We start from the raw sequence: 14,909 nt of genomic DNA, 5'->3' as shown, positions 1-14,909 counted from the left end.
TGGTTAACTGCAAAAAGAGGCAAAAGTTGCAATATATTATTGACGGTTAGTCTGCTTTTTCCTATAGTAGCGCCCCGTCATGCTAGTATCGCTATATTAGCATGATAACCGGTGAGGTGTCCGAGTGGCTGAAGGAGCACGCCTGGAAAGTGTGTATACGTGAAAACGTATCGAGGGTTCGAATCCCTCCCTCACCGCCATATAAAATGTCTTTCTGCAACTATTTAAATTCCCCACCACACATTTATACCGCAGATCCCTGACCGCCATAACGACTAAGATATTGATATAACGCATTCATGCCTAACCAACGATTGGCGCACCAATCTGGCGCAAGTAAAGTCGGCTTGCGGGCATTGGCGCAGATCCGATGGTAAATAATATTTTTTGGCGTATGACGGATCATTTCTCCGGCCATTTCAACGTATTGAGTTAATTCAAGTGATAACAAACGTCCTGCTCGCCAAGCTTTTGCCATTATACTTCCATCAACAATATGTAAGGGATGCAATTTAATACCATCAGCATCGGTATCAATAACGCGAGATAAAGTTTGCAAATTTTCTTTAGCTGTTTCCCCTGGCAGTCCAACAATTAAGTGGACACAAACATTTAATCCCTTTTTGCTAGCAATTCGAGCAATTTTTTCATAGCAGGCAAAGTCGTGGCCTCGATTAATTCTTTTTAAGGTTTTATCATGGGAGGTTTGTAAACCCAGTTCCAACCAGATTTCATATCCTTGCTGCTGATATTCGACTAATAAATCCAATACTGGTTGCGAAACACAATCCGGTCGCGTACCAACACAAAGTCCAACAATATTAGCCTGATTTAATGCCTGTTGATATAAGGCTTTTAGAATAGAAACTTCAGCATAGGTATTGGTATAAGCTTGGAAATAAGCCAGATAACGCTGAGCACGATGAATTTTTTTTACTTTTAGCTCGATCTGTTGCTGGATGGAAAATTGCTGTTGTTGTTCATCGGAAAAAGAGGCAACATTACAAAAGGTACAGCCGCCACGCCCTAATGAGCCATCCCGATTAGGGCAATTAAAACCACCATGCAAACTGATCTTATGAATTTTTTCACCGTAGCGGCGCTGAAGATCAGCGCCAAACATAGTAACAACATCATTTAACTGCATAAAATCACAATTAATTAGCGGTATCTAATGAGGCAAAACTTTTCACCAAATCATCGATGGCTTTCACCTGTTCAAGAAAAGGCGCTAATTTTGCTAATGGTAGTGCCGATGGCCCATCACATTTAGCGTTAGCGGGATCAGGATGCGCTTCCAAAAATAATCCCGCCAAACCAACTGCCATACCCGCTCTTGCTAACTCAGCAACCTGTGCACGACGACCGCCGGAAGCAGAACCAAAAGGATCACGACATTGCAATGCATGAGTAACATCAAAGATAACTGGCGAACCCTTTGATACATTCATCATAACATTGAAACCTAACATATCGACGACCAAGTTATCATAACCAAAATTTACTCCGCGATCACAGAGGATAACCTTTTCATTACCGGCTTCTTTAAATTTCTCAACGATATTTCCCATTTGACCAGGGCTAATAAATTGTGGTTTTTTAACATTAATAACCGCACCGGTTTTTGCCATCGCTTCAACCAGATCAGTTTGCCGGGCTAAAAAAGCCGGTAGTTGAATAACATCGACCACCTCAGCCACTGGTGCTGCTTGCGCTGGTTCATGAACATCAGTAATGACTTTAACACCAAATGTTTGTTTGATTTCTTGAAAAATTTTCATTCCTTCTTCGAGCCCTGGGCCACGATAGGAATGAATTGAAGAACGGTTCGCTTTGTCGAAGGAGGCCTTAAAAACAAAAGGAATGTTAAGCTTGTCTGTTACGGTGACATAATGTTCGCAAATTTTCATTGCCAGATCGCGCGATTCAAGTACATTCATCCCACCAAATAAAACAAATGGTAGATTATTTGCTACTTTAATATCATCAATAGCGACGACTTTATATTGCATGCTCTTACCCTTTTTATGACAGCAATTAATTACGATTTTTGATAATCAATGCAATGTAACCTGCTGCCCTTTTATTGAATAGATTTGCATTTTTATCATTTCTGAAACAGGATCTTCTGGGCATTGCTCAACAAAATAATTTAAATCAGAAATGGCAACATGATTACATTCAAGATGAGCAAAAATAAGCCCTCTATCGCGTATTTCATAGGGATCTTTCGGATCAAAAATTAATAATGTTTCACAAACTCTTAGTGCTTGTTCCATTTTCTTTTCTTCCATCAACGCCGCTTTTATTGTATCAAACATTTTGCGTATGATAATTCTATGTGCAGTTTCTTCTATATCTTTTCGCGTCAAATGAGCAAAAGGACTAATTGTTCCCTTAACCCATAAATCAAGCATCTGCTCGGTGAGCGTTTCACCATTTATAGGATCAATATACCAATAAGTGCCATCATCTCGACGAACGCATAGAATAAGTTGAGTCAGAAAAATAATTGGCATAACCGGCAACTGCAATTGAGTGGCAACATGCAAAAAAATTGTCCCCAATGAAACAGGTGCCCCCTGTCTTGCTATTAGCACTTTATCTAGCCAAAGTGCCTCAGAAAGCGAATAAACCCCCGTTACACCGCTAAAAAGCCAGTCTTGATAAAATAATTTTAGTAATATAGATACTTGCGTTTCTATATCATCATCAGCTTGTATTGCTTGCCTCGCTTTTGCCACTAGAAGCCTAAGTTGTGCATTGACTTGTTCAACAGGAAAATCTGGCCGAATAATCCGTGAAACAAGGATAATACCTTCGCTCAGTGGTGCTTTATTAAATTCAAAATCAGCTATGGTTTTCATCACATTTCCATTGACCTACTGTAATACGATCATTACCACCATAATCCTGAAAAGTTACTACCTGTTGATACTGATGACAGGAGAATAACTGCCTTACTTGCCTTCCTTGCAACCACCCGTGTTCGAGTAAAAGCCATCCTTTATTAGCTAAATAGTTTGGTGATTGTTCAATTATCAATTGAATATCAGCCAACCCTTGATTAGCCGATATTAATGCTGTTTTGGGTTCAAAACGCACATCACCTTGTTGTAAATGAGGATCACATTCATCAATGTAAGGTGGATTACTGACAATCATATCAAATTGCTGAATAGGTAGTGAAGTAAACCAATTACTTTTGCAAAATTTGACATTATTAATTAGCAAATTATCAGCATTAAGTTGGGCTAGTGTAATTGCGGCATCATTAATATCAACACCGACTATCTGAGCTTGCGGGCACTCTGATGCTAAAGCTAACGCCATAGCCCCGGTACCTGTCCCTAAATCTAATATTTTTACTGCTCGCTTGTCTGATAATAATTGTAATGCCCGTTCAACTAAGCATTCTGTATCTGGACGAGGGATTAACGTAACAGGTGAAACTTTTATTGGTAACGACCAAAACTCTTTTTCTTCTACTAAGTACGCGATAGGCTCACCCTTAGCACGACGAGCTAATAAATGTTCAAGCTGCTGTTGTTGCTTAATGTTTAATTCTGTTTCGCCAAAGGCGATAAGGAAAGTTCGTGTTTTACCTGTTATATATTGCAACAGAATTTCAGCATCACGTTTTGCACTATCACTATGGCAAAGCTTATTAGCCGCATAAGTTAACCAATGCTGATAATTCATTAATCCTGCTCTGATAAAGCAGAAAGTTGATCTGCTTGATATTCGTTAATAATAGGCTGGATCAGCATATCTAATTTTCCCTCTATCACTTCATCTAAACGATAGAGCGTTAAGTTGATACGATGATCAGTGATACGGCCTTGTGGGAAATTATAAGTTCTGATCCTGTCGGAACGATCACCTGAGCCGAGTAGATTGCGGCGCTCTGAGGCTTTCGCTTCACGGCGTTTCTGCACTTCCGCTGCGCGAATACGGGCGGCTAAAACCGACAGCGCTTTAGCTTTATTTTTATGTTGTGAACGTTCATCCTGACACTCAACCACAATTCCGGTTGGAATATGAGTGATACGGATCGCGGAGTCAGTGGTATTAACATGTTGTCCACCCGCTCCTGATGAACGAAAAGTGTCAATTCTTAAGTCACTCGGGTTAATGTCTGGCAGTTCTGCTGCCGGAATTTCCGCCAGAATAGCGACTGTGCAAGCAGAGGTATGAATACGCCCTTGAGATTCTGTTTCCGGTACCCTCTGTACACGATGTCCGCCTGACTCAAACTTTAGACGGCCATAGACGCTATCACCAGAAACTTTAGCGATAATTTCTTTATAACCCCCATGTTCACCCTCGCTCGCATTCATAATTTCAATGCGCCAACGACGGGATTCAGCATAGCGGTTATACATTCTAAAAAGATCACCGGCAAATATTGCCGCCTCATCACCACCGGTACCGGCCCGAATTTCTAAAAAACAATTCTTCTCATCATCAGGATCTTTTGGTAATAGCAAAATCTGCAACTGTTGTTCAAATTCTTCATTACGCTTTTTCGCTTCTTTCAATTCTTCCTGCGCCATCTCGCGCATTTCAGGATCATGCAGTAATGTTTCAGCCGTCTCAATATCTTGCTGAACAGCGCGCCATGACTGAAAACATTTAGTTACATCAGTTAACTGCGCATACTCTTTAGACAATGCCCGGAAACGCTCTTGATCTGCGATTACTTCTGCATCGATTAGGTGAGCTTGAATTTCTTCGTAGCGTTCCTGTAATGCTTCTAATTTAGCAATTATTGAAGACTTCATTCGTTATGTTAGACCTTACTTAAGGTAGTTTAATTTTGCCCCAGTCCTAAGCTATCTTTTAAAATATTAAGACGATGTATATCACCATCTGTCGCTGCTTGCTGGAGTGATTTGGTTGGTGAGTGGATCAGGCGATTCATTAACTGATAGGTCAATTGGTTGATCACTTGCTCGCTATCTGCACCATTTCGCAGCGAAGCAAGCGCTTTTTCTACCATTTCAGCCCTAATTTGCTCTGCCTGACTACGATAATCACGAATTGTATTGACTGATGACTGAGAACGCAACCAATCCATAAAATAAGCACTTTCTTGCTCAACAATAAGCTCTGCCTGAACTGCCGCCATTTTCCGTTGGTCCAGATTGTGTTGCACAATAGCGTGCAAATCATCAACGCTATAGAGATAAATATTATTCAGCTTGTCAACATCCGGTTCAATATCTCGCGGAACAGCAATATCAATTAGCAACATAGGCTTATTACGCCGGGCTTTCATTGCCCGTTCAACCATCCCTTTACCAATGATCGGTAAAGGGCTGGCAGTAGAGCTAATAACAATATCTGCTTCCGCTAAACGGGTATCAATTTCAGCTAAAGTGATAATTTCCACACCAACTTGATTGGCAAAACGTGATGCGCGTTCACGAGTACGGTTAGCGATAATCAAGTGCTTAGCACGATGCTCACACAGATGGCGCGCAGCCAGTTCGATCGTCTCACCGGCTCCTACCAGTAAAATATGCAATTCAGACAGTGATTCAAAAATCTGACGAGCTAGCGTACAGGCTAAAAAAGCAACCGAAACCGCATTAGCACCAATTTCTGTTTCCGTACGAATACGTTTAGCAACTGAAAATGAGCGTTGAAATAAACGCTCCAGCTCACTGGATAATTTTTTATAATGCTGAGATTTAGAAAACGCTTGTTTAACTTGACCTAAAATTTGTGGTTCACCTAAGACCAATGAATCTAATCCACTGGTAACACGCATTAAATGGCTAACAGCAGCATTATCCTGGTGCCAATAAATACTCGCTTTAACCTCATTTAAATTTAAACGATGATAGCTGCATAGCCAATCAATTAATTGATCTTGCAGAGATTCTTGTAATTCAACACAGAGATAAAGCTCAGTACGATTGCAGGTAGAGAGCACAACGCCACCATGAACAAACGGCTGCTGGAGTAAATTATCCAGTGCATGTTCAATTCGTTCCGGCCCAAAGGTTAACCGTTCACGTAACGTTATAGGCGCGGTTTTATAATTTATACCGAGTGCAAGTAATGTCATATTCACTAAATCAAGTAACTAAATGGATTCTAAACATCTGTTAAGCACACAAAAATAAAACCGATAACTTTAATAAGAAAATTTTGAGGTAGTATTCTACTTTATGCAACTAAGCAATTAAAGATGTTAAACTAAGCAAATGAATAAATCGGGCATTTTTCCCCAATTATAGTTACATTTACCTTAGTAACATTCTGATCGATAGCAAAAATTAATATCAACCGAGTGAATAGGAAATATTTAATGATACTCATTGCCAAGCAGTTTGCTAGTTTGCGTCATGTTTGTTGGCGATTTATTCCGCTACTTGCTATTTTTTTGACCGCCTGTACATTTAATCAACAATTAACAACTGAAAAAGACGGCTCAATAAACAATCCCTTATGGATAAGCCACCAGCAACAACTAGCCAAGCTGACAAAATTTCAAACCCGTGGTGCTTTTGCCTATATTGGCCCGGATAATAAAACCTATGCCAAATTCTTTTGGCAACAATATACCCTGTCTAACTACCGCCTGTTGCTGACCAATCCACTAGGAACAACAGAATTAGAGCTCAATGTAACACCAAGCATTACTCAGCTAATGGATAGAGAAGGTAAAAAATATGTAAATAATCATCCAACACAGATGATTTATCAATTAACGGGGATGGAAATCCCGATTGAAAATCTGCCCTATTGGTTAATCGGCTTACCAACCAATGCTACATCATTCACATTGGACGAAAATGGGCTGTTAAAAACTATCGAATATAGGCAAAATGGCGAAACCTGGCATTTAAACTACCTGGCTTATCATCAGGATAGCCAGCCTAAACTACCTAGCCGTATTGAATTAACTCAAGGTAAACAACGTATCAAATTAAAAATGGACAGTTGGACGTTAAACGAATGACATTGACCTGGCCTTCACCAGCAAAGCTTAACTTATTTCTGTATATTACCGGTCGTCGAGCGGACGGTTACCATCAACTTCAGACTCTGTTTCAATTTCTTAATTATGGTGATGAAATCACGATTGAGCCACGTGAAGATAACCAAATTCAGCTAGTTACGCCCTTTATTAATCTACCCGCAGAAAAAAACCTAATTGTTAGAGCCGCGCATCTATTACAGCATTATTGCATTGAAATAGGCCACGCGGGTAATCAGCAAGGTGCAAATATTTATGTTAATAAAAAATTACCTACTGGTGGTGGTTTAGGTGGTGGTTCCTCTAACGCAGCGACAACATTGATTGCGTTAAATCACCATTGGCAAACCAATATTGATGATAATACCCTAGCCGAGCTTGCTCGACAGCTCGGCGCCGATGTTCCGGTATTCGTAAAAGGTCACGCCGCATTTGCAGAAGGTATCGGTGATCAACTTCTGCCAGCCAATCCGGCAGAAAAATGGTATTTAGTGGCTCACCCTGGAATCAACATTGCTACTCAACAAATTTTTGCTGATCCTGAATTAAAACGAAATTCAGTAAAACGCTCATTAAGCGCATTATTACAAGGGCCATACACAAATGATTGTGAACCAATCGCAAGAAAACGTTTTCCTAAGGTTGAAGAGCTTATTTCATGGCTGCTAGAATATACATCATCACGTCTTACCGGCACAGGTGCTTGCGTTTTTGCTGAATTCGAAACTGAAGTAGCTGCCCGTAAGGTGTTAAATAAAGCCCCAGAGTGGGTGCAGGGTTTCGTTGCGCAAGGCGTTAACCAATCTCCTTTGCATACATTCCGCGCTGGGATTTCCAGATATTGAATCCATTAATATAATAATATTTTTGGTCGATAATATCTTTATAGATGCAAGCCTGAGGTTTTTTACGTGCCTGATATGAAGCTTTTTGCTGGTAATGCTACACCGGAACTTGCTCAACGAGTTGCCAATCGTCTGTATACGAGCCTTGGCGATGCTGCGGTTGGTCGTTTTAGTGACGGTGAAGTTAGTGTACAAATTAATGAAAATGTCCGTGGTGGCGATATTTTCATCATACAATCTACGTGTGCCCCAACAAACGACAATTTAATGGAGCTTGTTGTCATGGTTGATGCGCTGCGCCGTGCATCTGCTGGTCGGATCACCGCTGTCATTCCCTATTTTGGTTATGCACGTCAAGATCGCCGCGTACGTTCAGCTCGTGTGCCTATTACCGCTAAAGTAGTGGCCGATTTTCTTTCCAGTGTTGGTGTTGACCGTGTCTTAACTGTCGATCTCCATGCCGAGCAAATCCAAGGTTTTTTTGATGTTCCGGTAGATAACGTTTTTGGTAGTCCAATCTTGTTAGAAGATATGCTACAACAAAATCTCGACAATCCGATTGTCGTGTCACCCGATATAGGCGGAGTAGTACGTGCCCGCGCCATTGCTAAATTATTAAATGATACCGATATGGCTATTATTGATAAACGTCGGCCACGAGCAAACGTTTCCCAAGTTATGCATATCATTGGTGATGTTGCTAATCGAGACTGTGTACTGGTTGATGATATGATCGATACTGGAGGTACCTTGTGTAAAGCAGCTGAAGCACTTAAGGAACGAGGCGCTAAACGGGTATTTGCTTATGCTACCCATCCCATATTTTCCGGTAATGCCGTCGCTAATATTAAAGGTTCAGTCATTGATGAAGTGGTTGTTTGTGACACTATTCCCTTATCAGCTGAAATCAAACAGCTCAATAAGGTTCGCTCTTTAACGCTGTCAGGCATGTTGGCTGAAGCCATTCGTAGGATCAGCAACGAAGAGTCGATCTCAGCGATGTTTGAACACTAAATAATAAATTACCCTTAGTTAAATTTTTAGCGGCCGCATTTATTAACTTAGTATTACCGAAAACCCTTTGATACTTATCACGGGGTTTTTATTTGCGATAAGATAATAACAGCATAACCCTAATAATAAATGTATTAATTAAAATACGATCAAATTTATTTTGACCGGATATCTTGTTGCTTCAGCTAAAACGTTAACGATTAGCGGCGATGATGCTCATCAAAATTTCTTAGCCACCAATAACGATCAGCAATACCCTCATGCCCACTCACCCTGGCGCCAGCTAACCAAATTAAAGCACCAATAAAAAGACTAATCAGTGATATTTCTGCTAAATATTCAGGTAAATCTAACTGAAAAACATGATTGCAAATATTATAAGCAATACTGATCACCATAATTGCCATCCCAGTGACCATTAGGCAATTACCTAATAAAAAAGACTGTTTTCTTTTCATATCATACCCTCCAGAATACTTATCTCTATGTATAATATTGAATAATAAAAATAGCGGCTCTTTTGCTATATTATAGTAATAATTTTCTGACAAAGATTGAGGAAGTGATCACACTAGGTAAGATTTTATTCACAAATCTATACATAAAACTATTTTTATTGAAAAAATAGTCACCGTCATGCTACTAATCTGATTAATCGATTTTACTGTCATCAAATTTAACTTTTTGTACTCCATTGTCAGAAAAGGTAAGCTATGTTCTTTAATAAAATCGGCTAAATAGTGAAAGAATATGGTTTGTAACATAAAACTGATCGTCGGTCTGGCTAACCCAGGAGCTGAATATGCGCTTACCAGGCATAATGTAGGTGCCTGGTACGTAGAATTATTAGCCAAACATCATAATCAATTACTAAAAGAAGAAAGTAAATTCTTTGGTTATACCGCCAGGATCAATTTGGCAGATAATGATGTTCGCTTACTGATACCAACAACCTATATGAATCTCAGTGGAAAATCAGTGTTAGCATTGGCCAATTTTTATCGTATCAAGCCAGCTGAAATTCTTGTTGCCCATGATGAATTAGATTTAATGCCAGGAACAGCCAAAATAAAATTGGGCGGCAGCAATGGCGGACACAATGGTCTTAAAGATATCCAAAATAAGCTGGGCAACGACCCTAATTTTTACCGTTTACGTATTGGTATTGGTCATCCTGGTGATAAAAATAAAGTTGTTGGATTTGTATTGAGCAAACCGACCCTAGCGGAACAAAAATTAATCGATGACACCATTGATGAGGCAATAGGCTGCACACCGATCCTGCTTAATGAAGGAGTTCATAAAGCTGTAAATCGCTTACATGCATTTAAAGCATCAAATTAATTGTATAGTAGCATAGCTTCGGCAAGATCATTTTTAAGTGTATAATTGTCGACAAATTTATTCACATTTATCAATTAGCGATACGCGGTTGAACAGATAAAAATTAAGGTAACATATTTATGGGATTTAAATGCGGTATCGTTGGTCTGCCCAATGTAGGAAAATCAACGCTCTTTAATGCACTGACCAAAGCCGGCATCGAGGCTGCAAACTTTCCTTTTTGTACGATTGAGCCTAATACGGGTGTGGTACCGATGCCCGATCCTCGTCTCGATCAATTAGCGCAAATTGTCAAACCACAGCGAGTATTACCGACCACAATGGAATTTGTCGATATCGCCGGATTAGTAAAAGGCGCATCTAAAGGTGAAGGTTTAGGCAATCAATTTTTAACCAACATCCGAGAAACTGAAGCAATCGGCCATGTCGTTCGCTGTTTCGACGATGATAACATCGTTCACGTTGCCGGCCAGGTCGATCCACTAGCAGACATTGACACCATCAATACTGAATTGGCATTAGCTGACTTAGACACTTGTGAACGCGCAATTCATCGCATTCAGAAAAAAGCTAAAGGTGGCGATAAAGAGGCAAAAATTGAATTAGACGTTTTGACAAAATGTTTACCCCATCTTGAAAATGCAGAAATGCTACGGACTTTAGCCTTAAGTAAAGAAGAAAAAGCTGCCATCCGCTATCTCAGCTTTTTAACCCTGAAACCAACTATGTATATTGCTAATGTTAGTGAGGATGGTTTTACAAATAATCCCCACCTAGATGCAGTCAGTGCCTTTGCTGAAAAAGAGGGTTCGGTTGTTGTGCCAGTCTGCGCCGCCGTTGAAGCCGATATCGCCGAACTGGATGAAGATGAACGTGACGAATTTATGACTGAGCTGGGTATTGAAGAGCCGGGACTTAATCGCGTGATCCGCGCCGGCTATCAGTTACTCAATTTACAAACTTACTTCACGGCCGGCGTTAAAGAAGTTCGCGCCTGGACCATTCCAGTTGGTGCCACCGCCCCACAAGCAGCCGGCAAAATTCACACCGACTTTGAAAAAGGTTTTATCCGCGCCCAAACAATTTCCTTTGCCGATTTTATTCACTATAACGGCGAGCAAGGTGCCAAAGAAGCCGGCAAAATGCGCGCTGAAGGTAAAGATTATATTGTGCAAGATGGCGATGTAATGAACTTTTTGTTTAATGTTTGATGGAATTACTATTTCCACCCTTCCTAATACTTATTTCATTAAATAGAAACCATAAAAATCCACGCTGTTGCGTGGTTTTTTTGTTTTAACAATTTAATTTTTTATTACATTTTTAACAATAAGTGAATAGCAAATATAAATACAATTTTATATCTACTTCTTGTTGCAGCCATTCGTATTAAGTTTTATCGTAGTCAAATCGATGCTTTAGTGCTGTCTGAAATTCCTGTTTTCTAACTTCATCTAGTTCACACTGTTGAAATTGCTGCCATTGCTTTATAGTAAAATTTTCATTTATTTCTATCTCATAAAGCTCATACACAGCTGGCAGAATAGCTTCAATAGCTATTCTTCTACGGTTGCGTAAAGATGTAGTATTTAAATTCAATACACGAATAGTCTCACTAGCCTTTTTATGTTCCTGCTCATTTAAATTTGGACGAGGAAGTACTTTTCCTGTTTCAGAGAAAAACAAAAAATCCTCGGGATCATCTTGATCAGGCTTTATTAACTGAACAATATCAAATTTACCTACAGCTTTACGATTATCTTTATAAATACCGCAATTATCCCAACCTCCCGTTTGATCAGTATCCCCACATGAACCAAATAGATTAAACCAATCGAATCTCAAGTCAGGAAACCTTTCCCTTTTCTTGAAATGCTCAATATGCTTTCTTTTTGATAATCGACATTCACAGTAAGCACAAAAGCCATCTTGCATGTCATTCAGCCCAGACCAAATTTCATTTTTATCTTCTCTAGATACTTTCTTCCATTCAACACCACTTAATTTAAGTCTTGCTAAACACGCAGGAGCATGATCCCGAGTTAATTTCCGCATTATTCCTGTTCTCATTTTTTCATTTTTTGTTGCATTTTTATTTTCATCGTTTGCACACGGATTAAACTATCACATCGCTTTAATTCATTACTATCAAGTCCAAAATGGTTTTTCATTTTTTCATAAAACGCTTGTGCTTTAGGATTTCTTTCATAACTATTTTCGGCTAATAATTGCTCAAATTGCCCTAACCAATGTGATTGTTCGATATCATCAGGTGTAGCACTAACTCCCATTACTCTTTCAAGTACATCAGAATTAATTACCCCTTTTGTCTGGAAATCGGGTCGGCTGATAGTTGCTTCACCATCATTATTGATATCTATAAACTGACGAATACAATGTTTACCCACTGTCGACAATACTTGGGGGCTGTGTGTTGTTACAATAAATTGAATATTAGAAAATGTTTTTTGCAGATCTAGCAAGATACGTTGTTGCCATCTGGGATGTAAGTGCAGCTCAATCTCATCAATCAATACAATCCCCTGGCCATGAAGTGGGTTTTTCCTGACAGGATTAAGTAGAATTAAACGACGGGTAAGATCTGAAACTAATGCAAGTAATACTCGCTGCCCATCTGAAAGTTGCTCAAGTCTTACATTAATACCATCATTTTCAATCATGATGATATCGCTGCCAGAATCTGTTTCAACCCAGATTTTGTTTATACTTGGAACAACCGCACATATCGCATTAGAGATAACTTCCTTTCGTTCAAAATCCGTTAATGTCTGATGTTTTCCGGCAATTTTTTGCTTTAAAAGTGCCTCTGCTAATTTATGGCGGGTATCATCTAATAAGGGTTTAAGCGAGACAATTCCCTTCTCCACGGACTTTTTTAAATCACTAACTTGTTGCCTTAACTCTTCTATTCTTAAAGAATAATCATTAACCGTTTTTTTATGTAATGCAATAAACCATTCAATAAAATACTCAAACTTGCCAGCGCCCTTTAGAGCATCATTATAGGCATCAAAACGTTCATCCCTTAGCTCGGAAATATTTTTACCATACTTAATAGGATAGGAACGCTCAATTGAATAAAAAGCATAGAGAGGCAGATCTACTTGTACTTCACTATTAATAATACGCCAGATATTGGCAATCTCTTTTAACTTTTTAATGTCACTATCTTTTTTTTCAGCTAATCCTGGAGCTGCCTTAGACAAACGAACAGTTATATCTTTTAAACCCTTACCATAAGAGAATTTTGTCACAATCTCACTATAATTTTGCTTAGAATCATTTTTTATATCATAAAGCTCGCTGATCCTCTGCCCGATACCATCCTCTTTGATTATATTGGCACTAAACCAACTTAAGGTTTTGGCAATAGCGTCAAGAATAGTGGTTTTCCCTTTACCATTATCTCCTATCAATACCGTTAAGTCGTTCTCAAACATTACTTTTAACCGCTGGAAACGCCGGAAATCATACAGTTCAAGGCTTTTTAAACGAAATCTATTCTTGTCCTCAGACAGATATTGCACACATTGGTTAAGATACTGTTGTGCAATGATCTTATTTTCATCAACACCATTTTTTCCATCAACATAGTTTTGATAAAGTTGAAATATTGGTAATAGATCACCTTCTGTTGCATTTTGTTCTAACCCTCTAAATTTATCTTGATAATTCACTAACTACCTTCCTTATAAATTTTATCGATCAATTCAGCTGAGTATTTTTGTTTTAATCGTATTATAAAATCCTGCTCAATATAGCTGGCGAAAGAAAGTAACCCCTTCAAGTAATCAATATCAAATTTATCCAATTGATTATATTTAAATTGATGGATCAAATGTTTGATAAATCGCTTACGTTCACGCCCTAATGAAAGTTTTCCTTCATTATTGATGGTTATTCCCGTGACATGCCGATTATGTGCCTTTGATGAAAAAATTGTTTTACTATGATTAATTTTTAAGGCGTGTTGAAAAAGTTTTATAAGAAGTTCCTGAATAATCGGAATTAAGGGATAAAGAATATCTTTAGTATTGGTAGAAAATGTCAGATCGTCGGCATAGCGAGTATAAACAATACCTCGTTCGCTACATAAAGAATCTAATAATCGATCAAATTCATAAAGACAAAAATTGGACAAAACCGGTGAACTTGGTGCGCCAACACTTAATACCAATTTTCCATCTTTATTCTTAGTTGGGCGCCAAAATAGTATTTTTTCAACAATTTTTCGTTCTGGAATGGAAAAATGCGGCACTTTTTCTGTACAGTTTTCAATACAATTCCAGAAGACAGAAGGTGTTATTGAACCAAAAAAATTTTCAAAATCCGTTTTCAATAGATACTGACCGTGTATATGAGACAATGCATTATCTTTAATACTTTTTCCTTCACAATAAGCCATTGCTGCTTTATGTATTGGGAAATGATAAAGTTTTAAAAAAGCTCGCTGATACTCTTTAAGCTTTTTAGACGGTTGCGCAATAATGCGATATCCACTGGAACGCTTAGGAATTTTATAGATCTTATATTTATTCGGTGCATCAACCAAAAAAAGCATCACCTTAGATTCATTAATAGCAAAGTATTGTGCTAACTGTTTAATTATACGCATAAAATTCTCTATAAAAAAGCCAAGAAGTAAGCAACTTCTTGGTTTTTTGACTCTTTACTAAAGGAAGCGAAAGTCTCGC

Annotated in this window: 15 protein-coding genes and 1 tRNA gene; 6 read left to right on the top strand and 10 right to left on the bottom strand. The window is 38.7% G+C overall.

Annotated features, from left to right (window positions below; translation table 11 throughout):
• The first annotated feature begins 110 nt into the window (after nucleotides 1–110).
• A tRNA-Ser gene (locus tag QE177_RS06575) sits at nucleotides 111–200 on the top strand.
• Between the two features lie 44 nt (nucleotides 201–244).
• On the opposite strand, the gene QE177_RS06570 is transcribed toward QE177_RS06575, so the two are convergent.
• From QE177_RS06570 to hemA, 6 genes are read right to left on the bottom strand one after another with little or no spacing between them, the layout of a single operon-like run.
• Nucleotides 245–1,147 (bottom strand): TIGR01212 family radical SAM protein, encoded by a 903-nt coding sequence (locus QE177_RS06570; RefSeq protein WP_280552080.1) that lies wholly within the window; start codon nucleotides 1,145–1,147, stop codon nucleotides 245–247.
• Between the two features lie 10 nt (nucleotides 1,148–1,157).
• Complete coding sequence (gene kdsA, locus QE177_RS06565) at nucleotides 1,158–2,012, bottom strand: 3-deoxy-8-phosphooctulonate synthase (protein ID WP_280552079.1); 855 nt, start codon at nucleotides 2,010–2,012, stop codon at nucleotides 1,158–1,160.
• Nucleotides 2,013–2,057: 45 nt separating this feature from the next.
• Complete coding sequence (sirB1, locus tag QE177_RS06560; RefSeq protein ID WP_280552078.1) at nucleotides 2,058–2,867, bottom strand: invasion regulator SirB1; 810 nt, start codon at nucleotides 2,865–2,867, stop codon at nucleotides 2,058–2,060.
• The gene (prmC, locus tag QE177_RS06555) at nucleotides 2,851–3,702 is read right to left on the bottom strand and encodes a peptide chain release factor N(5)-glutamine methyltransferase (protein ID WP_280552077.1); all 852 of its coding nucleotides are present in this window, start codon (nucleotides 3,700–3,702) and stop codon (nucleotides 2,851–2,853) included. The genes sirB1 and prmC overlap by 17 nt, the downstream gene beginning before the upstream one ends.
• Nucleotides 3,702–4,784: a peptide chain release factor 1 gene (gene prfA / locus QE177_RS06550; RefSeq protein ID WP_280552076.1), complete on the bottom strand. Its 1,083-nt coding sequence runs from the start codon at nucleotides 4,782–4,784 to the stop codon at nucleotides 3,702–3,704. The genes prmC and prfA overlap by 1 nt, the downstream gene beginning before the upstream one ends.
• A gap of 29 nt (nucleotides 4,785–4,813) precedes the next feature.
• A complete protein-coding gene (gene hemA / locus QE177_RS06545) occupies nucleotides 4,814–6,076 on the bottom strand; it encodes a glutamyl-tRNA reductase (RefSeq protein WP_280552075.1) in 1,263 nt (420 codons plus the stop codon).
• 243 nt (nucleotides 6,077–6,319) lie between these two features.
• On the opposite strand from hemA, the gene lolB reads away from it, so the two are divergent.
• From lolB to prs, 3 genes are all read left to right on the top strand, one after another.
• Complete coding sequence (gene lolB / locus QE177_RS06540; RefSeq protein WP_280552074.1) at nucleotides 6,320–6,973, top strand: lipoprotein insertase outer membrane protein LolB; 654 nt, start codon at nucleotides 6,320–6,322, stop codon at nucleotides 6,971–6,973.
• A complete protein-coding gene (gene ispE / locus QE177_RS06535; protein ID WP_280552073.1) occupies nucleotides 6,970–7,836 on the top strand; it encodes a 4-(cytidine 5'-diphospho)-2-C-methyl-D-erythritol kinase in 867 nt (288 codons plus the stop codon). The genes lolB and ispE overlap by 4 nt, the downstream gene beginning before the upstream one ends.
• A 66-nt stretch (nucleotides 7,837–7,902) precedes the next feature.
• Nucleotides 7,903–8,850, top strand: coding sequence for a ribose-phosphate diphosphokinase (prs, locus tag QE177_RS06530; RefSeq protein ID WP_280552072.1), 948 nt, complete (start codon nucleotides 7,903–7,905; stop codon nucleotides 8,848–8,850).
• Between the two features lie 200 nt (nucleotides 8,851–9,050).
• Here the strand turns inward: prs and ychH are convergent, their stop codons facing one another.
• On the bottom strand, nucleotides 9,051–9,308 hold the full coding sequence (gene ychH, locus QE177_RS06525) for a stress-induced protein YchH (protein WP_280552071.1): 258 nt from the start codon (nucleotides 9,306–9,308) through the stop codon (nucleotides 9,051–9,053).
• A 292-nt stretch (nucleotides 9,309–9,600) separates the two neighbouring features.
• Between ychH and pth the strand changes: the two genes are divergently transcribed.
• Nucleotides 9,601–10,194: an aminoacyl-tRNA hydrolase gene (pth, locus tag QE177_RS06520; RefSeq protein WP_280552070.1), complete on the top strand. Its 594-nt coding sequence runs from the start codon at nucleotides 9,601–9,603 to the stop codon at nucleotides 10,192–10,194.
• 119 nt (nucleotides 10,195–10,313) lie between these two features.
• A complete protein-coding gene (gene ychF / locus QE177_RS06515; protein ID WP_280552069.1) occupies nucleotides 10,314–11,405 on the top strand; it encodes a redox-regulated ATPase YchF in 1,092 nt (363 codons plus the stop codon).
• Between the two features lie 178 nt (nucleotides 11,406–11,583).
• Here ychF and ptuB read toward each other — a convergent pair whose 3' ends face one another.
• The 3 genes from ptuB to QE177_RS06500 are packed head-to-tail and all read right to left on the bottom strand — an operon-like array spanning nucleotide 11,584 to nucleotide 14,830.
• Nucleotides 11,584–12,249 (bottom strand): retron Ec78 anti-phage system effector HNH endonuclease PtuB, encoded by a 666-nt coding sequence (gene ptuB, locus QE177_RS06510; protein WP_280552068.1) that lies wholly within the window; start codon nucleotides 12,247–12,249, stop codon nucleotides 11,584–11,586.
• A gap of 11 nt (nucleotides 12,250–12,260) precedes the next feature.
• On the bottom strand, nucleotides 12,261–13,892 hold the full coding sequence (ptuA, locus tag QE177_RS06505; RefSeq protein ID WP_280552067.1) for a retron Ec78 anti-phage system effector ATPase PtuA: 1,632 nt from the start codon (nucleotides 13,890–13,892) through the stop codon (nucleotides 12,261–12,263).
• On the bottom strand, nucleotides 13,892–14,830 hold the full coding sequence (locus QE177_RS06500) for a retron St85 family RNA-directed DNA polymerase (protein ID WP_280552066.1): 939 nt from the start codon (nucleotides 14,828–14,830) through the stop codon (nucleotides 13,892–13,894). The genes ptuA and QE177_RS06500 overlap by 1 nt, the downstream gene beginning before the upstream one ends.
• Nucleotides 14,831–14,909 lie beyond the last annotated feature (79 nt).

The sequence above is a fragment of the Arsenophonus sp. aPb genome (assembly GCF_029873475.1).
Taxonomy (GTDB): Bacteria; Pseudomonadota; Gammaproteobacteria; order Enterobacterales; family Enterobacteriaceae; genus Arsenophonus.
This window is presented reverse-complemented; position numbering and strand designations above follow the sequence as displayed.

What these genes read in the sequence shown, in the direction of transcription:
- lolB (WP_280552074.1), top strand. Translation starts at nt 6,320, where the DNA reads ATGATACTCATTGCCAAGCAGTTTGCTAGTTTGCGTCATGTTTGTTGG.
- ptuB (WP_280552068.1), bottom strand. Translation starts at nt 12,249, where the DNA reads ATGCGGAAATTAACTCGGGATCATGCTCCTGCGTGTTTAGCAAGACTT.
- QE177_RS06500 (WP_280552066.1), bottom strand. Translation starts at nt 14,830, where the DNA reads ATGCGTATAATTAAACAGTTAGCACAATACTTTGCTATTAATGAATCT.
- prfA (WP_280552076.1), bottom strand. Translation starts at nt 4,784, where the DNA reads ATGAAGTCTTCAATAATTGCTAAATTAGAAGCATTACAGGAACGCTAC.
- hemA (WP_280552075.1), bottom strand. Translation starts at nt 6,076, where the DNA reads ATGACATTACTTGCACTCGGTATAAATTATAAAACCGCGCCTATAACG.
- ispE (WP_280552073.1), top strand. Translation starts at nt 6,970, where the DNA reads ATGACATTGACCTGGCCTTCACCAGCAAAGCTTAACTTATTTCTGTAT.
- prmC (WP_280552077.1), bottom strand. Translation starts at nt 3,702, where the DNA reads ATGAATTATCAGCATTGGTTAACTTATGCGGCTAATAAGCTTTGCCAT.
- kdsA (WP_280552079.1), bottom strand. Translation starts at nt 2,012, where the DNA reads ATGCAATATAAAGTCGTCGCTATTGATGATATTAAAGTAGCAAATAAT.
- ychH (WP_280552071.1), bottom strand. Translation starts at nt 9,308, where the DNA reads ATGAAAAGAAAACAGTCTTTTTTATTAGGTAATTGCCTAATGGTCACT.
- sirB1 (WP_280552078.1), bottom strand. Translation starts at nt 2,867, where the DNA reads ATGAAAACCATAGCTGATTTTGAATTTAATAAAGCACCACTGAGCGAA.
- pth (WP_280552070.1), top strand. Translation starts at nt 9,601, where the DNA reads ATGGTTTGTAACATAAAACTGATCGTCGGTCTGGCTAACCCAGGAGCT.
- ychF (WP_280552069.1), top strand. Translation starts at nt 10,314, where the DNA reads ATGGGATTTAAATGCGGTATCGTTGGTCTGCCCAATGTAGGAAAATCA.
- QE177_RS06570 (WP_280552080.1), bottom strand. Translation starts at nt 1,147, where the DNA reads ATGCAGTTAAATGATGTTGTTACTATGTTTGGCGCTGATCTTCAGCGC.